Source organism: Fictibacillus nanhaiensis (assembly GCF_036213205.1).
Taxonomy (GTDB): domain Bacteria; phylum Bacillota; class Bacilli; order Bacillales; family Fictibacillaceae; genus Fictibacillus; species Fictibacillus nanhaiensis_E.
On sequence record NZ_JARMFC010000003.1, the window covers coordinates 14,470 to 36,917 of the forward strand.

Genomic DNA, 22,448 nt, shown 5'->3' on the forward strand with positions numbered 1-22,448 from the left:
CACAAAAAGCACCTCATCACGCTTGAGGTGCTTTTCCTATTTGAAGATGCTCGATTAATACATCTTTTAATGAAGTTTCAAAATAAACCGGCCAATCCACATCAAATGCGTTAAGCTGTCTTGCATGCTTTGGCTTTACACCAATAATTTTCACTGGTTTCCCATTCATGTACTGAAGCATGCGGAAAAGCTCACTTAATTTTTGAACGCCACCCTCATCAATTTCTCCTGTGGCTGATAGATCAAAGAAAATTTCTTCAAATTGACCTTCGTACGCGGCTTTCAAAGCATTTCCTGTAACAGTGATCATCTTGCTCTCATTCACATCACCAAATAGCGGAACAAACGCCATTTTCTCAGAGATCGGTATGAACGGTCCGGACAGTTCATCAAGACGTTTCATCGCTTCTTCTAAGGCTTCTTTCTTTTCAAACAACTCAAAATCTGTAGAAGATAACCGAAGTCTAAGTTCTAATAGCTTTTCCTCAAGCCCTTGGACGTGTTTGCCGATTGGAATAAAAACAATATGCGCGTATTCGCCTTCCCAACTAATGGAGATATCACACAGCAAGAATGGCTGATTTCTTGCTTTTAAATTGGCTTCGAATGTCTTTTCTCCCTTAAAAGGCAACATATACTTCATTAACTTGTTATGACTTTCTTCATCAAAACAATCCCGAATTGTTTCAGCCTGCAAATCTAACAATTCAATAGCTTTTGAGGATCTGTCGAGAATCACTCCATGCTTGTCTATCTTTACGTATGGTACGGGTAGGACACTACTCATTTGTAGGCGTTGATCCTCTCTTCGGTATATTCATCCAGCCATTTTTCTACTTGTTGGAGATTTCTTATAATAATTCCTTGATTATTCACGTATGGTTCAAGGTCGTATTTTTCTGTAAGTCTTCCCCCTACTAAGATGTCAGGCTTATTTGGAAGAGCTGCTAATGCGCGAACATAGTTTTTAAGCACCGGTAGATTATAAACGATGGAAACGGATAAGCCGATAACCTCAGGCTTCCATTGCAGTGCAGATTTCAGTGCATATTCTAATGGTAGACTTGCTCCATAATATTTTGTTTCCCAGCCTTTTTCTTCAAATATGCTATTGATCATCTTAATTCCTAGGTAATGCTGTTCACCCTGCAAACACAAAAACATGGCTTTCTTTTTATTACGTGTTGTTTCATCTGATGATACTTGAAACAGCCTGGAGAGTACAAAGTCACAAACTCCCGTTGCTAGATGTTCATCAGCGACTGAAATTTCATTATTTTCCCAGAGGTCTCCAATCATATACATTGCAGGAGTAAACAGGTCTCTAAACAAAACCATTCGATTTTGATCTGGCTGCTGTTTTATAAAACGTAATGCCTCAGCATGATTACCTTCTAAAAACAAACGCGCCAGTTTTTCAGCTGCTGAAATAGCCATGGATGGGACCTCTCCTTTGTTCTAGTGTGATGCAACTTTAGTCTGTAAAACAGCAATTGCTTGTTGTAAATATTCTACATAAACACTAACGCGTGTATTTTCTCTCTCTTCTTTTTTCTGCTCTTCTAACAGAACTTCTATAATAAAATCAAAATTATCCATCAGTAGTTCGGTACTCATCCCAAACTTTTGTAGTATACCGTCCAACCAGATCGCATAGTCGATAAAGAACGCACCATTATTGAGTTCATATGCCGTCTCTAAGTGTTTAAAATGATGTTGGTTATCTTCTATGCATTTTGCTCTACCCTTGTCACCATATCGTTCGACAAGAGTGGGATCTTTTTGGTAAATTTTTTCTGTTACTCTTTCTACCATAACATCTATGTTAAATTCCGTCATTTGGCAACCACCTTATATTGCTTCACAGTTGGTATGACAGCTGCTAATTCTTGGTCAGGATACTTCTTTTCTAAATCATGTATCTTTTTAAACTCGTCACTTCTTACCCAATTTAAATAAGCTTCTTTAGAAGTAAATATAAGTTGAACGGTCAGTTCACCTGCGCGCTTGTCGTTCTGAAGCAACAGAAAGTCAACAAACCCATCGGCGTTATCTACTGATCTAGAACGATTCTTATAAATATTTATAACTTCCTCTGCTTTTTCGTTTGGAACATCAAACGTGGAAAAGACGGTATACATGAAACATCACCTCTTGGATGTATTTAAACGACACAAAATGTTTATCTTATTAAAAGATTCAATAAAGACTATATTTTTCCTGCTAGCTAAATCCGCTAACAGCATCTTTTAAATTGAACCACTCATATTACAGGAAACAAACATAGAAGTCGAATTTAAGTGAAAATACAGCAAGAGAAAAAAATTAATCAAGGAACTTTTACACATAGAAAAAAGGATAGAACCCCCTCGATTTTGAGTTTGTTCTATCCTTTAATTTTTTTTTTAGTAAAGATCAAACATATTCACATCGTGATTGGTCTGTTTTAAATAAGTAAACAACTGCCCACGGTGATGGTAGCTATGCGTAACAATTTCTACTAGCCATTTTGCCTGAGTAGCACCCTTCTCAGCATAAAATGCCTTCGTTTCTTTCTTTAGGAAATCTTCTTCGGACAGAGATAGGAAATAAGACTTCGTTAAGTGATAGCCTTCTTCTAATACATGAGTTAGTTCTGTAACATTTTCTGCCGATAACTTTTTTTCCAGCTGACGAATTTCTTGCTCTGATTTTTCTTGTAAAATCGCTAGATCGATATGAGGAATCTGAACCAAATGATTAGCTAGTTCTAAAAAAGTACGCATGTTTTCAACGGGACGAAAATCGTAAACAGAAGGATCTGCTTTTTTTAATAATTGACTGGTTGTTCGAACCACAACATACAATTCTTCAAGTAACGTCTCTGTTAAGGAAGCCGTTGCATTCATATCTTTTTTCCTCCTGCTATGTATAATAATCACTTGTATTATTTTCTTCGTCTCAAGCGTCTTTTCCTCCGTATAATCCAGAGGCAATCTCATTTTGCACGGAGTTACTCATCAAAATATTCTCAGAGTGGTTCTCACAGATTAAAAGCATATCGTAATAAGCACGCATAAACACTTCCACGATAAATGGATCATACATTTTACTTGATTGATTCTCGATCTCTTTCTTTGCTTCCCATGGTGTCATACCTTGGCGATAAGCACGGTTACTCGTCATCGCGTCAAAAGAATCGGCAACGGCTAAGATACGAGAATAGATCGGTATATCCTTTCCTTTTAAACGTTGCGGATAGCCTAGACCATCGTATCTTTCATGGTGATGAAGAATCCCTGTTAAGACACGGTCCGAATAGCCGAAAGACTTTGCTAGAATCATCCCGTCAACAGGATGCTTTTTCATAATTTCGTACTCTTCTTGAGTTAATTTTCCGTTCTTTAACAGCACTGCATCAGGTGTAGAAATCTTTCCGATATCATGAATGAGAGCTGTCAATTCAAGCTCTTCACATTCTACATTTTTGAATTGACCATGTTTGGCAAGAATCATGGCATAAAGCGCTACTCTCTTTGAATGCCCTTGTGTATAAACGTCTTTGGCTTCAACAGCTAACGAGAATGCCTTTACACCTTGCTGGATCGCTTCTTTTTCTGCAACGGACTGATAAACGATTCGTTGAGCCATGAACAAAAGTGAACAAAAAATCACATAGATCGAGAAGAACGCTAGATAGTCTTTAAGTGGTTCGTTCGATAACAACAGATAGGATGCCAAGCCACCTATACTTGAAACATAATATAGCCTCTTATCATTTAAAAGAAGAGCAGATACAGGCAGAAAGAAGTATGCAGCCTGCACGATTGGGTATGTAACAAAAAAGTAGGAAATCGAAACGATGTATATACTGCACAAAACAAAGGCTAATTTTGTATAGTTTTCTTGTAAAGAATTGACTCCCCATGCTGGGAGAAATCCGATCAGAAATAAGAAAAGAAACGGGAAGAAGCTTTCCATTGGTTCTATAAAAAAATGATGGAGAGCCTGAATGAAGGCACTCCCTACAATAAATAGCTGAGCTAGCTTAATATTACGTATCATGAAAGAAACTCCAATTGTCGAATTTTGTAATTTAATGTAATTATATACTATAAAACTTTTTTATCCTATAGTTTGTTAGTATTTAAAACATGTTTGCATTTTCATTCTATTTTTTGCAAACAAAAAAACCGCCAAAATGACGGTTTTATTTCACGTAACTGCGAGCAACTTGTCTCATTTTTTTATGTTTGTGTTTTTGATTTCGCATTCTTAAAATCACTAAAAATGCGAGCAATAACAATAAACCACTGTATAAAAATATTCCCGTTTTCACAACAGATTGCATAAACGTAGAATCTACTTGTTCTACTGATTTGTTATCGATCGTCGCCGTAGCTTCTTTTTCCTTCTCTTTAAAAAGGGTGTGAGTGAGTAGAACATTCCCACTCGCGTCTTTTAGTTGTAGCTCTCCATCTGAACTTACATCCTGAACCGGTTCCTCTCCTTTTGGTAAGGTAACAGCCAGGTCTTCTTTTAGCGGATAAGACTTTCCGTTTAACGCTTCGATCTCTGTACCAGCAGTCAGTGTTTTTCGTTCGAAGTTTGCAAATCCGTAATCACCAAGCGCCATCGTATCCCAATAGGCCGCTCGACTCGTAGGTGCTTTAAGTGTAACGATGATCACATCCAGGTTATCACGTGAAACAGCTGTAACTAAAGTGTGTTTGGATTCATCAACATATCCGTTCTTTACACCAATCGTTCCCGGATAATCCCACAAAAGCTGATGGTGATTTCTTAACGTTGTCTCCCAGCCTTCTCCTACCCACGGCAATTCTTTTGTTGATACAATCTCACGGAATTCTTCATTCTTCATCGCATATTGAGTAATTTTAGCCATATCTTCGGCAGTTGTATAATGTTCTTCATCAAAAAGTCCGTTCGGATTCACAAAATGAGTGTTCTCTGCCCCCACCTTTTTCGCGAACGCGTTCATTTGGTCAGCGAACGAATCAACATCCCCTGCCAAATATTCTGCAATCGCAACAGCTGCATCGTTACCGGAGTTGATTAAAAGGCCTTGAACAAGCTTTTTCAACGGTACTTGCTCACCTTCCATCAAATAGACACGTGTCCCCTCAGCTCTCACAGCGTCACTGCTGACAACAACAGAATCATTCAACTTGCCTGATTCTATAGCCAGAATTCCTGTAATGATCTTCGTAATACTTGCTGGATACATTTGTTCTGAGCTATTTTTTTGGTATAAAATATCCCCCGTTTTCGCATCAATCATTACGGCGCTTTCGCTTTTAAGTTCTGGTGTATTTTCCCCCGTAGCTTGTACAAACTGCGTATTTACAAGCATAACTAGTGAAAAAACAAGAATTAGGCTAAGTTTTTTCATTTATTTCCGCTCCCGTTAGTCATTTAATCTTCATATCTCTTCGTTGTTAGTTGCGTTTCTTTTATGGTTGAAATACAAATGAAATCTAGTAATATTCGCCATAAAAAAACAAGCGTTTTATCAATTGATACCGTTCGACAAAATCCGCCTGTTTCCTTTTATATATCGTTCATATTTTCAATTCTTTTAGTCAAAATGTTTTCTACTTTTCTTTCCTCTTAATAGATCTCCTGTCCAACCTTTCATTCTTAGCCATAGATATACTCCTAGCGTTGAGGCAATAATTAAAATCATGGCATACAGATAGCCTAACTTCCAATCAAGCTCTGGCATGTTCTTAAAGTTCATACCCCAGATCGCTCCAAGGCCCATGGCAGGAGTAAAAATGACGGTAAACACAGTTAACGTCTTCATAATTTCATTCCCACGGTGAGAAGAAAGAACTTCTTCCAGGTTCAGCAATGTATCAATGTCTTGTCTGTAATGAGAAAGAAGCGCAGTCGTTCGATCAATTCTTGTTTCAATTCGTTTATAGGCTCGTGTTTCCGTAATTTCATCGAGAAAAGCTTCCTTAATAGCCATCTGCGTTTCATGAACAGGGAGTGTTAAATCACTCCAGTTGATCAGCTCAATTCGCCTGTCATAGATGCTATTCAATAGGTTGGTATGATTATTTCTTTGCACATCACGTTGGAGTTCTTTCAACTTTACTTCTAAAGCATCAATACCGTCCAAGAAATGATTAATCAATTCACCAAGAAGTATTAAAAAACCTTCTACAGGCGTCTTTTCTTCCAGAATGATATGGTCACAAGCATCACGGTAATCCCCTTGAATACTCGTCAGGTCTAAACCGACTGTAATTAAAGATTTTGGTCGTATATAAAAGTGAAACACTTTAAAGTCGGATTGGTTCTCTGGATCTTGTTTATACGTGAGGGAGCCTCGGACAATTTGATCACCGTCACTATCTCTTTCAATCCTTAGATAGTTGACTTTATCTTCTTTAATATTACTCAGCCAATTCTTGCAGCCTTTCGTATCTGCGATCAAGCCATGAATCGTTTCTTCGTGACACTCATGACGATGCCACTTCCAACTATAAACACTTGTTTCTTCCATAGAATTATCCATCCTTTATATAATGATCGTTTCAGATTAAGACATATTCTTTTGCACCTTGTTTTCTTAACCATTTTAATAAGAATTGCATAATATCAGGTTGATTCTGAAGTTCTTTATTCTTTGAATAAAACCAGATATAACCTTTCTTTTCGGTTTCTTGTACTTTTAATAGTGCAATTGCAAATACTTCATGCTCATCTTCTATTATTACAACGCTTGTCTCATCACTACCCTCTAAATATTGAGAAAGTTTCTTCTGATATTCTGGAGAGTCACTACACCATTCCAACAAACGATTAAGGTCTTCCTTTTCAGCGAATACCGGTTTCACTGCCATCCTCCTCCATTAGAGTTCCCTTATAAAAATGTAAACAAACACTAGATTACTTTTCAGTTGGTGCCAGATAACTTTCTAAAAGCTTACGGTCTTCCGGAAAGGATAAAGGAAGTGTTTCTAACTCTTTCAAGGATACCCACCTTATATCGTGTATTAAACCATCAGGATCTTGGATGACCGAAAAACCACTCACTAGTTCTGTTAAAAAATAGTGAACGCTAAAATGTATGTTTTGAGAAATCCCTACTTTAATATGTAGTTTTTTAACAACTTTTACGACATAACCCGTTTCTTCCCACACTTCACGAATACCACAATCCTCAAGACTCTCGCCGCCTTCTCTACCCCCAGAAGGAATACTCCACTTTTTCTCCTCATCAGCTGTTCCTTGTAAAACCATCAATAACTTCTCATCGTTGACACAAATACAACTTGCGCCTTCCCACTGCATAACCATTCCCCCTTTACAGCTATTTTCTGGACATGAAAAAAAAGTCCTGCGCTTGAATGCCAGGACTTTTCTACAATTATATGACTTTAAATACAGCTATATGACTTTCGTTTGTTCGGCTACTTTTTGAGTGTTCACGATGCAACATTTGCAATGATCCCACGTGTATAGCGTTTTACTGTTTTGTTCTAATAGTGACAGAGAATCATCCGTACATTCTACGATCTTAGAATGAGGAATTTCATGCTCTTTTTGTTCACCTGTCTTCATATCAATATATACGATTCGCTCGCTCTTTCCCGTTGCAAGATCTAGTTCATAGACTAACAGCTGATCATCTACTTGGTAAAGTGCTCGGGGAGAGATGGATAGCTTATATTCTGTAACCACTTTATCTTTGTTATTCAAAACCATAATCTTCTTTGGGTCTCCGTTTAGAACGGGCGCACCCGAAACGTATACAAGATCTTCATGACATAAAATATCAGTAGGTGCCATGTTGCTTCCAAGATTTATACGCTTTTTCTTCCCGTTACGAATGATGTAGAGAACTGCTTGATCTTCTTCAACAATATAAGAAGAAATGTAGAGGACATCTTGGTTCATCTCTACTTCCCAAAGGAAACCATTCACTTTCCATTCTTTTACTAACTCTGGGCCATCCTTTGAAAAAATTAAGACTGAGCCTTTTGAACCATCACCCTCACAAGCGACTACAACACTTGATTCGAATTCATAAAAGTTGGGTTGTCCCTTAATAACTTGAGATTTCAAGCAGCCGTTTTTATGGTCAAAAATGAAGAGCTTGTGGTCCCTTGATTGATCATCTATCTTTTTGGAGAACCAGTAATTCTTCTGTTTGTCCATGAATACTTCGGAGTAGGCAAAAGCGCCTTCCTCATTTCTTACTATACTTCCGGCTACTTCAGGATCACGTGAGACATACAGCGATTGATTCTTCTCTGCAGTTCGTGATGATAATTGATACATTTTAGCCATAGTGCTCTCTCCCTTCAAATTTGACGCCGGCTCCGTGCTGACATAGGATTTATGTAAAACGTTCTTTTCAAAATTATCAATTTCTAGCAAAAACTTTGTATTTTCTGTTATATTTATCTTATCAGACATTCCATTTATTCTGTATTGGGAAAAATGGTAGGATAGATACTTGTTTATTAGGGGTCTTGCATGACAATTTTCCCAAGTTCTGAAAGGGGGATTTTATGGTCGGTCAACGAATAAGATACTATAGAAAAACCAAAGGCCTAACCCAGGAAGAGCTGGCACAGGGAATTTGCTCTGTCTCATACTTGAGTAAAATTGAGAAAGGGGACGCCAAATCAAGCGAAGAAGTCATTAATCTGCTTTGTGACCGTCTAGGTATTTCGCCGGAGGAAGTCGATAACAACGAAATACTTGAGATGTTGAACGAGTGGAATATGATGATGGTTAATCGTAGGTTTGAAGAAGCTACAGAATACTATCCTGCTCTTCATGAGAAAATGAAGAACGTTTCTAATCCAGAAATTCTTATTCGATTTGACTTGTTTCTAACACGATACTACTTAGTAACAGATCAACTTAAAGAGGCACAAGGTAAATTGAACTCTTTAAACCAAATACAAGAACAATTTTCTGCTGAATTAGAATTTTACTTTTTTCAAGTTACGGCAATGTATAACTTTTTCTTAAATAAATATAATGAAGCACTTGATAGTATAAAAAAATGTGAAGCCTTGTTTAGGAAAGTAAATATTAAAGAAAGCGAAGAAGCAGTACTTTATTACCAAATAGCTCTTTATTATGGTCAATTATACCGAATTACTCTAGTAAATTATTATGCTTACAAAGCTATTTCTATTTTTGATAAAGAATATAATTATAGCAGGAGTGCTGATTGTCATATTCTGCTAGCTATTAATAATAGGCGTGTGCGTAATTATGAACAGGCAGAATATCATTTAAATCATGCATTAAAATATTCAAAGGCATTTAATGATAAATCTACTACCGCAATTATTTTTCACAACTTAGGTTATGTATCCTCATGTAAAAAAGAATCAAAGAAAGCAATAGAATATATTTTAAAAAGTTATAAATTAAAGCAAGAATTAAATGATATAAATATACAGTTAATTACTACGATATATTTAGCTGCAAAAGAATATTTTAATATTGGAGATTTCACTAAGTCTTTAGAATGGATAAATAAAGGATACGAAATTATCAAAAATGATGACTTTGTAAACAATGAATACTTTTACCACTTGAAGATTTTAGAATTTCAAATTCAATATGCAAACCAAAATACATCTAAAGAACTAGAAGAATTTTTATCAAAAGAAGCGATACCGTATTTTGACAAATTAAATACAACTGAATACTTAGCAGCTAATGCAGAGTTATTAGCAGATCTTTATTTTGATCAGGGACAATACAAAAAGGCGAGCCATTATTATAGAATTTCTAATAATGCTAGAAAACATATATTATAAGGAGGTGAACGGTTTGAAAAAATTAATCTTAGGGCTTGTTCTTATAGGTGCTATTGCTTTTACTAACTCTTCATTAGTTGAAGCTAATGATCAACTTCCAAGTGTAAAGAGTATTTCTTTCGCAAAATAATTAAAGAGCTCAAGTTTGAGCTCTTTTTTCATGCCCTAATAACCACCTTCGTCCCGATCGGTACAAGCTGGGATAATTCCAAAACATGATTATTATGCATCCGTACACATCCTTTGGATACGTTTTTGCCGATGGATGATGGTGTATCTGTGCCGTGTATCCCGTAGTGTGGACGTGAGAGCCCCATCCACATGACTCCGAATGGTCCGCCTGGGTTAGGTGCTTTGTTAATTATCGTATAGGTTCCGGTCGGTGTAGGTGTTAGCATTTTCCCTACTCCGATCGGGTAGCGTTTGATTACTTTCCCATCTTTTACGAGGGCTAGTCTTTTTCGTGTTGTTGAAATATAGATCTCATAAGGCATCATCATACCTCCCGCTTTAGCTTATGCAGGACAAATATGAAATGACTCTATTTGGCTACCATGAAGCATTGCTCACTATGAGAGGCTTGTATACGTCCAGTAGCTTCTAGAAAGCTCTCTGCCGTTGTTAAACCAACATGCTTAAAGGTCTGTTTCAGCACTTTTTGTTTTTCCTCTGTTTCTTGAGGCAGTTGTTTTAGAAACTCTTCAAAGCTTCCAAACTCTTTTATAAGCGTATGAACTCTCTTCGCATTTTCAATCGTCGCTTCAATCTTTTTTCTATGTCTGACAATCCCAGCATTATTTAATAAGACTTCAACCTCTTCCTCACCAAACTGCATGACCTTACCTACCTCAAACTGAGCAAATGCATGTCTGAAGTTTTCTCTTTTGTGAAGAATGGTCTTCCAGCTTAATCCAGATTGAAAAAGCTCAAGTGTTAAGCACTCGAATAACCTATTGTCTCCAGCTACATACTGACCCCATTCGTTATCATGATACTGCTGCAGCATCTCACTTTCTTCACTCCACTTGCATCGATTCATCTCACATACTCCTTTTACCAAAAAAATAAAAAGCGCAGCATGGCTGCACTTTAGTTATTGAGTTGCACGCATCTCTGAAAATGGATAGATGACGACTTCTGAACGACCTTCAATTGCTTTTGTTTCTATTAAACCTAGTCCGTTTCGTGAATCCATACTATTTAGACGGTTGTCGCCCATTACGAAAACTTTTCCTTTTGGGACTTTCAATGGACCGAAATCTTCCGTTAGGTATACACCTAAACTTTTCGCTTCAGATTTGTTTTCTTGGAGATAAGATTCTTTCACTTTTTTATTGTTTACATAAAGGCTATCACTCTTCATCTGAATAACGTCACCTTCTAATCCTATCACTCGTTTTACATACCGCTTATCGTCGCCTTTAATGATAACGATATCGCCTTTTTGTGGCTCAGAAAACGCATAAACAATCTTATTAACATAAAGCTTTTCTTGATCGTGAAGAGTAGGTGACATAGATGCACCTTCTACCATATATGGAGCAAAGAAATAGGCTTTTGTGATAAAAACAAAGACTAACGCAAATCCAATCGCCTTTAACCAGCTAACCCACTCACTTTTTTGCTTTGTTTCTTTTTCTTGTTCTATCATATCTTCATTCACCTCGGCGCAACGATTTCAATTTTTAATCGATCTGGATCTTCAAAGAATAAAGCGTAATGATGTTCTCCACCTGCAAAAGGAAACTTGTCCTCATACAAAAAGGAAATATTTTTCTTCTTCAATTGTACACGAAGGTGCTCTATTTGCGCACGTGATTTAGCCCAAAAGGCCAGGTGATTAAGTCCTGAACGCTTTCGGTGAAAGGGTATGTCGTTATACAATTCTTCTGTTTGCACAAAAACAAGATAAGATGATTCCATTTTGTAGCTAAAGCCTTTTTCCCATTCCTGATATAGAAAAAAACCTAACTCTGGCAGCAGCCATTCATAAAACTCTTTCGTTTTCCCCAGATTCCTCACGTTTATTTCGATATGATGCAAGCCTTGTTGTGGTGTCATAATCTCTATTTCTCCTTCTACTTAAAAAAAGGTACTCTACCACTTTTAATCTTTTGAGAAATAGCCTACAATGGTAAAGATTTCCGTTTCGCTACAGGAGGGTTATACCTATGAATTCTAAAACAAAACACGCAGCAATCTTCCTGGCTATTTCTTTGCTTTGGTTGAAAACCTATATTGTTTATAAAGTTTCATTTACGCTGCCTATCGATCATTTCCTGCAAGAAATTTTATTATTTTTAAATCCGCTCAGTTTTCTTGTACTCTATTTTTGTTTAGCCAACCTTGCTCCCCCTGCTAAAAGAAGATCAATTATTCTATGGCTGTCCATCATTTATAGTTTTATAATGTATGCGAACGTTGTCTATTATCGATTCTTTACAGATTTCCTTACGATCCCGGTATTGTTTCAAACAAAGAATGTTGGAGATATCGGAAACAGTGTCTATGAACTTGTTTATGTAACAGACATATTCTTTTTTGTTGACCTTTTTCTATTGGCTTATCTATTAAAACAGACTAGATGGAAATCGGATTATACACTTAAAGCTGTAGACCGAAGAAAATTGTTTGTTTGCGGTGTTGCCATTTTATCTGTCCATTTAATTCTTGCAGAGCTTAACCGACCTCAGCTTTTAACTCGTACGTTCGACAGAGAAATCCTTGTGAAAAGCTTAGGTACGTTCAATTACCATCTGTACGACATCATGCTTCAATCAAAGTCTTCTATGCAAAAAGCACTAGCGAGCAATATGGATGCAGAGGAAATTCTGAAGGATGTAAAAAAAGAGACTTCTAACAACCCCGAGCTCTATGGAATTGCAAGAGGAAAAAACTTGATCATGGTATCTCTAGAATCCACTCAAAATTTTGTACTGGATTACAAAATAAACGGTGAAGAAGTCACACCATTCTTAAATGAACTAGCTCAATCTAGCTATTACTTTAATAACTTCTATCATCAAACAGGGCAGGGAAAGACATCTGATTCTGAGTTTTTAATCGATAATTCCCTATATCCCCTGCCAAGAGGTGCTGTTTTCCAAACACATTCATTGAATGAATACAACGCGATGCCTGAGATTTTAAAATCAAGTGGCTATTATTCAGCTGTTTTTCACGGCAATAATAAAAGCTTTTGGAACCGAGACGTTATCTATAAAACGATGGGCTATGACAAATTTTATAGTGAAGAATATTATAATGTTACAAACGATAACTCGATAAATTATGGACTTAAAGATATACCTTTCTTTAAACAATCCATGCCGTATTTAAAGAAGCTGCCTCAACCTTTTTACGCCCGATTTATTACACTCACTAACCATCACCCTTATTTAATCAACGAAAAAGAGCAATGGATCGACCCCTACCCTGTAGATGATGGAACGGTTAGCCGCTATTTTACAACCGTTCGCTACGCGGACGAAGCACTGCGTCAGTTTTTTGAAGAGCTGAAGAGTTCTGGATTATATGAGAATTCTGTCGTTGTCGTATATGGGGACCATTATGGAATATCAGAACGGCATCAAGAAGCGATGTCAGATGTGTTGAACAAAGCAACGCTTACTGCCTACAATCAAGTGGAGTTGCAGCAAGTACCCTTGTTTATTCACGTTCCAGGAAAAAAAGGCAAGCAGCTTGATACAGTTGGGGGACAGATTGACCTAAAACCTACACTGTTACACTTGCTTGGAATTGAGTCGAAGGATGACGTTCATTTTGGGACAGACCTTTTTTCAAAAGATCATGATGATTTAACGGTACTTCGTAACGGCTCGTTCATAACAGATGATTATATTTATACCAATGAGACATGTTATGTAAAACCATTTGGTGCACCTGTAGAAGAGGAAAAATGTAAGTCATACATTGAGCAGGCAAAAGAGGAACTTGATCAGTCAGATCGCATTATTTATGGAGACTTGCTGCGATTTTTAAAATAAATATAGCCCCCTTGTGAGGGGCTATATTTTTTTGTGTCTATAATGATTCATTCAAAACCTTCTTTTACTTGTTTTGATATTCTGATTATGGAGCTTAGGCCTAGGATTAAACAGGAAATAAAAAATATGCTATTCCACTCACCTATGAAGATTAAGTAAAAAACACTTAACAAAGCAGCTAGAATAATAATACAATCTAAAATAAAGGCAAACTTCACTCTCATTTTCTTAACCTCCTAAGTCTTTTTATAAGGTTGTTTTCGAAAACTTTGTTGCTTTTGGAAGTGTTGATTTCCGTTCCAGGCTGCTCGCTTTCCACGGGGCAGACGCTAAGCCACATTCGTACGTTTCACTCTTAAGTGTCTCAGCTGTCCGCCTGTCCCGTAGGAGTCTCGCACCTTCCACTCCAATCAATAGCAAAGGTGACAAGGAGTTAAAAGCAACAAACAATTAATAAAGTGCTTTTTGCAAGAAGCAGCTTAAACTAGTATAAAAAATTGGTGAGGGCAATATTTTTTCTTTCATACAAATCCTATCTATCTACGTCTTAAATATTTTTAAATAACCTCAAAGCAGAACCAACAGCTACGATTAGGAATGTTAAGAAATAAATACTCTTCCACTCATCTATGTAGATAAAGTACAACATACTTAATAGGGCAATAAGAAATAAGAGTAATTCAAAAATAAAACCTAACTTCTTTCTCAATACCTTAACCTCCTGATCTTTTTGCAAGAATAAGCTTATTTCATTATAAAAGATAATTTGTTGAAGGTGGAAATATGTTGAAACCTCTTTTTGCTTATTTTACAGATATTCACGGTAATTTAGATGCTCTTCAAGCTGTTATTGATGACGCTACACGTATGGGAATCTGTCGTTTTATTAGTGGCGGTGACATGATTGGAATCGGTCCGTTTACAAACGAGGTGCTAGAACGGTTATGTAACTTGCCATCTATTAAGATGGTTACGGGAAATCATGATGAATCGATTTTGGCGTTAAAATATGGTCTGCCTCACCCTAAGAGTCACTGGCATGCGAAGCAACATCATCAATGGATTGCCGATCAGCTAACGGATACTTATGCTCATATTTTAAGCACTCTTCCCCGAGAGCTAATATTTGAGGAAGAAGGTTTTCGTTTTCTCATCACACACTATCCTTATAAACAAGGAAAAAAGGAATCTCCAATATCTAAAGACCCCTTTATGCCGATTATAAGTAAACCTGATTCTTTAGCTATGAAAGAGCTCTTTAAAGGCTTATTTACCTATGATTTTATAGGATTTGGTCATCATCATATCCTTCACGACTTTAAGGTAAATCAAACTCATTTAGTGAATCCTGGTGCACTAGGATGTAATAAGGTTGCCGAAGCGCGCTATGCCATCATCTATATCGCAGATGAAAAGGAACTTAAGATTGAATTTAAATCTGTAGCCTACGACCAAACAAATCTGTTTAAGACTTACAGAGAACTTGAAGTTCCAGATGGTCCGTTTTTAATTAGAGCTTTTCATGGTTAGGAGGTAGCTCTTTTTTTGCGACTCATTTATTACTGTGCTTCTTGGTAGTAGCAATCATTTATTTGGTTAGATTCCATTCATCTAATGTCATCATATTAAATTCTTCTTTGACATCCAATCTTAAAGGAGCCATTAATTCGATGCTATTTCCATCTGGATCTTTAAAATAAATGGCTGCGTGAGCTTGTGGGTTATTAGGTAATACTAAAGGTTGTTTTTCAGGTGAAAATCCAAAATTAGTAGAGACTTCTATAGCCCTTTCTTCTAACCACCTCTTTATATTTAACATATCATCTCTATCAATCTGAAAAGCGATATGTCTTAACGATGGGTGATAGGGTGTTTTAACCTTGTCTGTTTCCCATAACCCTAACCAACTTCTTCCTTTCTCAATCCAGAAAAAAACTAAATTTTCTTGTTGATACGCGATTTCTAAATCTAGTTTCTTATAAAAGTCTATTGACGTTTTAAGATTACTTACCGGTAAATGTGCTTCGTAAAGTCCTTTAATCATTTGATTACTCCTATTAACTTATTCTATATATTATTTTCTAATTTTCTTTGGGATGAAGTACTAGAGGGTTGTTAGTTTGTATAAATTCAATCTCTTCTCCGTCTGGACCTTCGTAAAATACTGTTTTCCAACCGTTTGGGAGGTCATATGGTCCTTCTGTTAAAAGGATTTCCTCCTGAGATAGTTCTTTTATTTTTTCCGTTACCGAGGTCACACTAAATGCGATATGACTGCATGCAGCATAATCTCCAGAATTAGACATCAATTCAAGCTGAAATCCTTTCCCTATTAAAAAAACTAGCTCTGTATCGTTCCACATGAAACTTTCTTTCTTTTCAATAGGAAGAATCTTTTCATAGAATTCACTAGACCTTTTCATATCACTTACGTAGAGACCGATATGATGCAGCATGATGATCTCCTCACTTACAGAATTAGATTCATATCGCCAAACTCGTGCCAGAGGTAGCGCTTTTGAATCGCATCGTTATAAGCGTTATACAATTTAGCTCGATCTACGAATGCAGAAAGCAGCTGAAGATGACTCGCCTCCGGTTCATGCATCCCTGTAATTAACCCATCACATACTTGAAGTTTCGTATTTTCCGTAATATATAGATTCGTCCAGCCACCAGCTGCCTGAATCCCTCCATATTGCTGAGCGACTGTCTCCAACGTCCTTACAACCGTAGTACCCACTGCAATCACACGGCCTCCTTTATTTTTCGTTTCTGAAATGAAGTTTGCCGTTTCTTGTGGTACCTGATAATTTTCAAAGTTCTTATCCGGTCCTTTATGCCACTTGTCATCAAGCAAATAACTAAGTCCCGTATGAAGCGTAATGTAAGCGACCTTAACACCTTTTTTCTGAAGGCGAAACAGAAGCTCCCAACTGAACGCTCTTCCCGCAGAAGGCATCTCTACGGATCCCGGAATGGTTGCAAAAACCGTTTGATAGTAATCTAGATTCCAAGGATTCTGAATGTATTCATACCTGACGGGTTCTCCTAGATTATAGATCTGGTTAAAAAGTGAAGAGCAGCACAGATTAAAAGCTAGTGAGACAAAAGGTGTATCTTCTGACTGTTCAATAATGTCAGCCGTTAATGTCGGCGAAAAACGAATGATATCGCCTTTTTTTACGTTACCGCTAACAGGAAGCGCCTCCCAAATTGATTCAGTTTTTCTATGAGCAAGCCGAATCTCTACCTCTGTACCATCAACTTCTTTCCAACTTTTTAATACCGCTGGAACAGTCCTGCTCGCGTTAAGTACGAGCAGATCACCTTTCTTCAAATAACGGTCCAGTTGGTAGAATTGTGTATGATTGGTGTTCCCTGTGTTTTTGTCGAGCACCATCATTTTTACATAATCCCGACGTAACCCTCTGCGTTCTGGTGGTTCTTTTGCATTTAGTTCATCTGGAACCTCGAACTTCATCGCTGCTTCCATTAGAACTCACTCCCTTCAAGCTGGAACTTCTGTGCCTCAAATCGCTTTCCGGTAATGAGTGAGGATGCATCTGATGCCAAGTATCCAAATACTGCCGTCAGATCCTCAGGTTTGGCAAGCTCATAATCACAATCTGGTACAGCTTGTTCATGCATTTCTGTATCCATCTCGCCAGGATCAACCATGTTCACACGCACACCAGATTCACTTACTTCGTCTGCCCACGTTTCTGTTAGTCCTTCAAGTGCAAATTTTGATATGCCATATGCTCCCCAGCCCGCATACCCAGTTGCACCCGCCTCTGATGTGATATTAATGATGCTTCCTTGTTGTTTTTGAAGCATGATCGGCAACACTCTTCTTGTTACTAAGAAGGGTCCGATCGTATTTACGCGAAGGACGTCTTCAAAATCTTGTTCTGGATAATCAAGCAAATAAGGAATAGGGCTAGGGCCGATGATAGATGCGTTGTTAATTAATACATCTATTGCTCCAAAATGCTCTTCTGTCAGCGCTACGAATCGCTCTACATCTTTTGATTTTGACATGTCTGCTTCTATAGCGAGAACGTCTGCTCCAAGCTGGATCGCTACTTTTTTTACACTTTGTAGCGCGTCTCCGTTTCTTGCACATATCGCCAAGTCGTAACCTTCCCCTGCAAAATATAGAGAAAGCGCTTTACCTAAACCTTTTGATGCTCCTGTTATCATGATTACTTTTTTCATTATTTGTACCTCCTAAGAATTCAAATTTTATTTTTATACTTTTTATACATATATGTTTACTAAGTATTTTTATTATAGTTATACATCTTTTCATTCGTCAACGAATAAGTATACAAATTTTTCGACAAATTTCCCAGAAAATAAAAAAATCTCTGCCATAGCAAAGATTTTACTTTAGGCGAAAAGAGGCTCCATCAATGATTTCAACATCTTTTCTTTCTTTTATTTCCCTCATAAGCTGAAAAAGGGCTAAATCTTTTTTCTTGGATTCGATCATACAATCTATTTTCTCCACACTACCTTTTACTGCGTTTAGAAAATCAAAAAACATATTAACATCTACAAAGTCAGCATGATTCCTAAATTGCTTCTCACTCTTAGGACTTGAGATATGCATCTTCAATGGCAACGGCGATGTTTTCCAAGAATCTACTACTCGTGGCCAATGCTGAATCCAGTTCTCGTCATGATGATATGCGAGGTGATGGTGGTAATCGAATACGAGAGGAATCTGTAGCTTTTCACATAGATAAAGAGCATCCGCCATTGTAAAAGAAGTATCGTCGTTCTCAAGCATAATCATCTTTTGGATCGATAATGGTACGCTTCCCCAATTCTGCACGAATCGTTCAAGAGCAACATCGGTTTCTTTATAATTTCCACCTACATGCATCACACATCTATGCTCTGTATCGATTCCCATTTTTTTTAATAATTTGTAGTGCAGCTGTAGCGTCTTAAGAGAGTTTTTTAGAATCTCTTTTTTCGGTGAATTAATCAGAACAAAATGGTCAGGATGAAAGTCCATCCTCATATTATGCTGTATAGCATATTGCCCCATTTCATGAAGCGCATCACTTATAGGACTGATATAATCCCAATCTAAGAGCTCACTGTGGTTGGCTAGCGGAATGATTCTGGATGTCATTCGATAAAACCTTACATCGTTAGCCACCGCATGCTTTAGTACCCTTAGCGTATTGGTTATATTGGCATGCGATATGCGCTCAAGCTTTCTCAATCCTGCTTCTCTATTCTGCAGCTGGCTAAATTGTTTATAAGTCATCGTTTTGGATGGAGAAGCATTTTTCAGTTCCATGCTCATCGCTACAAATCCGAGTTTAATAATGGTCATCTGTACCACCTCATTTTTATCGTTAACAGTATGACCCAGATGTTTACACTTTTAATCGCTTCAAAAATGGTTAAAACTCATGCAAACAAAAAACTGCCCAAGTGCTTATTAACAGCACTTGGGCAGTTTATCGTTAAGCGGCTTGCTCAGCCTGTTTTTTCTTCTTACGCTTGAACAAGTTTCCTATATTAGCGAGCATTTCATATATAACTGGCACAACAACTAATGTAAGTAAAGTCGAGACCGAGAGCCCGCCTATTACAACAATCGCTAAACTCTTCGAAACAAGGCTTCCGCTTTCACCACCGAACATTAATGGAAGCATCGCACAGATTGTTGCAACGGCTGTCATTAGTATAGGACGAAGACGAGTAGCGCCTGCTTCAAGTATGGATTCTCTAACATCTAATCCCTTTTCACGCTGCTGTTGGACTCGATCAATAAACACAATCGCATTGGTTACTACGATTCCAATTAGCATGAGGGCACCTATCAATGAGGAGATGTCTACTGGAATTCGTGTGATTACTAAAGCTAATACAGCCCCTACTGCAGCGAATGGGAGCGAAAATAGGATAGCAAACGGCGCGCGTGCCTGACCGAATGTGATTACCATGATTAAATAAACAATTAGAATAGCAGCCCCCATTGTTAAGAATAGGTCCATAAACTGCTCATTCATTTCTTCTCCTACACCACCAAGTGCAACAGACACACCAGCAGGTTTTTCAATATCTTTAATAATAGCAGCCACATTAGCATTTACTTTTTTTACGTTCTTATCTGTGATTATTCCTTTTACTTGTAGATATTCTTTTCCATCTTTGCGGAAAATCTGTGACTTGGCTGGCTTTAATTCTAATTCGGCTACATCTTTTAAAGCAACAGCTCCTTTTTCCGGTGACAAGATCGCCGTCTCTAATAAATCGTCGCGTTCTTTTATACTGCTTAAATCATAGCTCATCATCACTGGCAGCTTGATATTGTCTATTGTAATCTGTCCAACTGGACTCTTACCCGTCAACCCTCTTACTTGCTGTGCAACCTCAGCTGGCGTTAGTCCAGCGGCCTGTGCCTTGCTCTGATCAACCTGTAAAATCCACTCATTCTTCAAATCTTCATTGTTGGATTGGACGTTTTCAAGTCCCTTTACATCCTGCAGTTTTGTTGTAAGTTTTTCTGCCATTGGTGCGAGATCTGCTTGTTTTTCCGAAGTAATATTTAAAGTGATCGCATCTGAGCTTCCACCCATCATACTTGCCATACCGGCCGAGATGGTAGCTGGTGCATATTCTTTTTCTAGCTCTTTAATTTCTTCTACAAACTTCTCTGTATCTGTTCCTTTTTTCATCTTGGCAACAAGTGTCGCAACATTGTTTCCTTGAGCTGCTCCCCATTGTGCCATCTCACTAGAGACCCCAACCTGTGAGTAGCTTGCCGCCACATCATCGTCATTATTAATATATTCTTCTAGTTTATACGTGCCTGCTTTTACTGTTTCTAACGATGTGTCTTCAGGATATTCAATACTTACGTTTACCATACTCTCATCCGCAGATGCCATTGATCCTGCAGGCATGACTACATACAAGGCAATAGAACCTGCAAATAAGAGCACACAGATTCCGCTTACGATCCATTTATGATTCAAGGACCAGCTTAAGATGTTTAGGTAGCGTCTTGGTGGTTTTGGTGTATGTTCTTTAACGTTTTTTAGCATTTTGTAACTCATCAACGGAACAACTGTTAAAGCCACAAGTAACGATGCTAATAAGGAATACACCATCGTTAAAGCAAACGGTAAGAAGAATACTCCTAGCGCACCTTCAACTAGACCAACTGGTAAAAAAACAGCAATTGTTGTAATCGTTGAAGAGGTTATCGCCTTGGCAACTTCCCGAACAGAATCTACGATTAGTTCTTTTGAACGTTCGCCCGTTTGTAGGCGACGGAAAATATTTTCAATGACTACGATACTATCATCTACCAATCTTCCTACGGCAACCGCCAGACCCCCGAGTGTAAGCACGTTCAAGGTAATGCCTGATTGATGCAGTAAAAAGAGCGTTAAGCATATTGATAATGGAATACTAATTACCGCGATTATCGTTGATTTGAAATGGCGAAGGAAAAGCAGGATAACAACGGATGCAAACAATGCTCCTAGAGCTACTTCTTTTGCCATGCTCATTACAGAATCGTACACAGAATCTGAAGTTGCATAGAACACGTTTAGTTGGAACATGTCACCATACTGTTTATTGATCTCTTTCATTTTTTCTCGAACATCATCGCCAATTTGTACAGCGTTGGCACTCGCTTCTTTCGTAACAGACATATACATGGCATCTTTTCCATCTACATGGGTAAAAGATTCTAATCGTTGTTCATCCTTTAGGTCTGCCACATCTTTTAATAAAACATTTGGAGCAACCATGATGTTTTTCCATTCGTTCAAGTCTTTCATCTCACCTACGACTCGAAGTGTGTTCGTCTTATCCTCAAGCGTAACATCACCCGCCGGAAGTGATATGTCTTTTCCTTGAAGCGCAGCCATAATCTGAGGTGCAGCAACTTTTTTCTCAAGTAGCTTTTTATCGTTAAGTTGCATTGTTATTTCTCTAGTAGCTTTTCCGTATAGCGCTACATCAGAGATCCCTTCCACACTCTCAAGCTGCGGGATGACTTCTTCCTCAATCTTTTTATAATCTTCAGTAGTAAACGCTCCGTTTTTATTTAAAGTCAGGTCCATGATAGGAATCATAGATGTATTCAATTGAATAACGTATGGCTTGTTTATCCCTTCAGGAAGCGGGAAGTTGTTTGTTTTGCGCTCGACTTCAGCAGCTGCTTCTTTCATATCTGAGTCCATATCAAAAGTCAGATCAATCTTTGAAATTCCCTGTCCCGAAACAGAAGTAACAGAGTCTACCCCTTTAATGTTTCGTAGATCTTGCTCCATTGGTTCAGTAATGGTGTCAGTCATTGTTTCAGAATCCATGCCATCGGCTAACGTTGTCACGGTAACCATCGGATTATCAATACTCGGTAAAAACTCCATCGGTAAACGCTGTCCCGCATACACCCCTAATGCGGAAATCAGCAAACACATGATGACGATTGCAGAACGATTTTTCAAAGAAAACCAAGTTAGCTTCAACATTTCTCTTCCTCCACCCCTCAAGGTCTTTTGCACAACAAAGGCTTACACATAATTACAATACTTGGCTATTGTAGTACGCTAATTAAGGGAAAACAAGTAATATTTATAAAAATTTACCAAAA

The 22,448-nt window shown here is 37.7% G+C and carries 24 protein-coding genes; 3 read left to right on the plus strand and 21 right to left on the minus strand.

The annotated features are described in order from the left end of the window. Positions 1-16 precede the first annotated feature (16 nt). The 11 genes from P4V41_RS03820 to P4V41_RS03870 form a co-directional block, all read right to left on the minus strand. Positions 17-787: a Stressosome protein rsbRB gene (locus P4V41_RS03820; protein WP_328083490.1), complete on the minus strand. Its 771-nt coding sequence runs from the start codon at positions 785-787 to the stop codon at positions 17-19. Next, positions 784-1,437, minus strand: coding sequence for a cobalamin B12-binding domain-containing protein (locus P4V41_RS03825; RefSeq protein ID WP_328083491.1), 654 nt, complete (start codon positions 1,435-1,437; stop codon positions 784-786). Before P4V41_RS03825 ends, P4V41_RS03820 begins: the two co-directional genes overlap by 4 nt. 21 nt (positions 1,438-1,458) lie before the next feature. Beyond that, a complete protein-coding gene (locus tag P4V41_RS03830) occupies positions 1,459-1,839 on the minus strand; it encodes a hypothetical protein (RefSeq protein WP_328083492.1) in 381 nt (126 codons plus the stop codon). Next, entirely contained in the window at positions 1,836-2,141 is a 306-nt protein-coding gene (locus tag P4V41_RS03835) for an antibiotic biosynthesis monooxygenase (protein WP_328083493.1), read from the minus strand. The genes P4V41_RS03830 and P4V41_RS03835 overlap by 4 nt, the downstream gene beginning before the upstream one ends. Positions 2,142-2,405: 264 nt before the next feature. Then, positions 2,406-2,888 (minus strand): DinB family protein, encoded by a 483-nt coding sequence (locus tag P4V41_RS03840; RefSeq protein WP_328083494.1) that lies wholly within the window; start codon positions 2,886-2,888, stop codon positions 2,406-2,408. Positions 2,889-2,940: 52 nt separating this feature from the next. Beyond that, positions 2,941-4,044 (minus strand): HD-GYP domain-containing protein, encoded by a 1,104-nt coding sequence (locus P4V41_RS03845; protein WP_328083495.1) that lies wholly within the window; start codon positions 4,042-4,044, stop codon positions 2,941-2,943. Between the two features lie 145 nt (positions 4,045-4,189). After that, on the minus strand, positions 4,190-5,392 hold the full coding sequence (locus P4V41_RS03850; protein WP_328083496.1) for a D-alanyl-D-alanine carboxypeptidase family protein: 1,203 nt from the start codon (positions 5,390-5,392) through the stop codon (positions 4,190-4,192). A gap of 186 nt (positions 5,393-5,578) precedes the next feature. After that, complete coding sequence (locus tag P4V41_RS03855) at positions 5,579-6,514, minus strand: magnesium transporter CorA family protein (RefSeq protein ID WP_328083497.1); 936 nt, start codon at positions 6,512-6,514, stop codon at positions 5,579-5,581. Between the two features lie 31 nt (positions 6,515-6,545). Further along, a complete protein-coding gene (locus P4V41_RS03860; protein WP_328083498.1) occupies positions 6,546-6,848 on the minus strand; it encodes a hypothetical protein in 303 nt (100 codons plus the stop codon). Positions 6,849-6,900: 52 nt separating this feature from the next. Further along, positions 6,901-7,305, minus strand: coding sequence for an NUDIX hydrolase (locus P4V41_RS03865; protein WP_419181281.1), 405 nt, complete (start codon positions 7,303-7,305; stop codon positions 6,901-6,903). A gap of 96 nt (positions 7,306-7,401) precedes the next feature. Beyond that, positions 7,402-8,304, minus strand: coding sequence for a hypothetical protein (locus tag P4V41_RS03870; protein WP_328083500.1), 903 nt, complete (start codon positions 8,302-8,304; stop codon positions 7,402-7,404). Between the two features lie 224 nt (positions 8,305-8,528). Between P4V41_RS03870 and P4V41_RS03875 the strand changes: the two genes are divergently transcribed. Then, positions 8,529-9,800 (plus strand): helix-turn-helix transcriptional regulator, encoded by a 1,272-nt coding sequence (locus tag P4V41_RS03875; RefSeq protein WP_328083501.1) that lies wholly within the window; start codon positions 8,529-8,531, stop codon positions 9,798-9,800. Between the two features lie 158 nt (positions 9,801-9,958). On the opposite strand, the gene P4V41_RS03880 is transcribed toward P4V41_RS03875, so the two are convergent. Genes P4V41_RS03880 through P4V41_RS03895 form a run of 4 tightly spaced genes read right to left on the minus strand, consistent with a single transcriptional unit; the run spans position 9,959 to position 11,861 of the window. Next, the gene (locus P4V41_RS03880; protein WP_419181282.1) at positions 9,959-10,297 is read right to left on the minus strand and encodes a L,D-transpeptidase; all 339 of its coding nucleotides are present in this window, start codon (positions 10,295-10,297) and stop codon (positions 9,959-9,961) included. Between the two features lie 44 nt (positions 10,298-10,341). Continuing rightward, a complete protein-coding gene (locus tag P4V41_RS03885) occupies positions 10,342-10,839 on the minus strand; it encodes a DNA-3-methyladenine glycosylase I (protein WP_328083503.1) in 498 nt (165 codons plus the stop codon). A 54-nt stretch (positions 10,840-10,893) separates the two neighbouring features. Continuing rightward, a complete protein-coding gene (gene lepB / locus P4V41_RS03890) occupies positions 10,894-11,451 on the minus strand; it encodes a signal peptidase I (protein ID WP_197134340.1) in 558 nt (185 codons plus the stop codon). An 8-nt stretch (positions 11,452-11,459) separates the two neighbouring features. Then, positions 11,460-11,861, minus strand: a complete 402-nt coding sequence (locus P4V41_RS03895; protein WP_328083504.1) for a VOC family protein — start codon at positions 11,859-11,861, stop codon at positions 11,460-11,462. A gap of 110 nt (positions 11,862-11,971) precedes the next feature. Here P4V41_RS03895 and P4V41_RS03900 point away from each other — a divergent pair, with 110 nt between their 5' ends. Further along, the gene (locus tag P4V41_RS03900; protein WP_328083505.1) at positions 11,972-13,807 is read left to right on the plus strand and encodes an LTA synthase family protein; all 1,836 of its coding nucleotides are present in this window, start codon (positions 11,972-11,974) and stop codon (positions 13,805-13,807) included. Between the two features lie 783 nt (positions 13,808-14,590). Then, positions 14,591-15,337: a metallophosphoesterase family protein gene (locus tag P4V41_RS03905; RefSeq protein WP_328083506.1), complete on the plus strand. Its 747-nt coding sequence runs from the start codon at positions 14,591-14,593 to the stop codon at positions 15,335-15,337. A gap of 58 nt (positions 15,338-15,395) precedes the next feature. Here the strand turns inward: P4V41_RS03905 and P4V41_RS03910 are convergent, their stop codons facing one another. From P4V41_RS03910 to P4V41_RS03935, 6 genes are all read right to left on the minus strand, one after another. Further along, complete coding sequence (locus P4V41_RS03910; protein ID WP_197134328.1) at positions 15,396-15,851, minus strand: VOC family protein; 456 nt, start codon at positions 15,849-15,851, stop codon at positions 15,396-15,398. Between the two features lie 37 nt (positions 15,852-15,888). Then, positions 15,889-16,263: a VOC family protein gene (locus P4V41_RS03915; RefSeq protein WP_328083507.1), complete on the minus strand. Its 375-nt coding sequence runs from the start codon at positions 16,261-16,263 to the stop codon at positions 15,889-15,891. Between the two features lie 14 nt (positions 16,264-16,277). Further along, positions 16,278-17,303 (minus strand): S-adenosylmethionine:tRNA ribosyltransferase-isomerase, encoded by a 1,026-nt coding sequence (locus P4V41_RS03920; RefSeq protein ID WP_328083508.1) that lies wholly within the window; start codon positions 17,301-17,303, stop codon positions 16,278-16,280. Then, on the minus strand, positions 17,303-18,028 hold the full coding sequence (locus P4V41_RS03925) for an SDR family oxidoreductase (RefSeq protein ID WP_328083509.1): 726 nt from the start codon (positions 18,026-18,028) through the stop codon (positions 17,303-17,305). Before P4V41_RS03925 ends, P4V41_RS03920 begins: the two co-directional genes overlap by 1 nt. Positions 18,029-18,197: 169 nt before the next feature. Then, entirely contained in the window at positions 18,198-19,163 is a 966-nt protein-coding gene (gene uvsE, locus P4V41_RS03930; protein ID WP_328083510.1) for a UV DNA damage repair endonuclease UvsE, read from the minus strand. Between the two features lie 133 nt (positions 19,164-19,296). Next, on the minus strand, positions 19,297-22,326 hold the full coding sequence (locus P4V41_RS03935) for an efflux RND transporter permease subunit (RefSeq protein WP_328083511.1): 3,030 nt from the start codon (positions 22,324-22,326) through the stop codon (positions 19,297-19,299). Between the last annotated feature and the right edge of the window lie 122 nt (positions 22,327-22,448).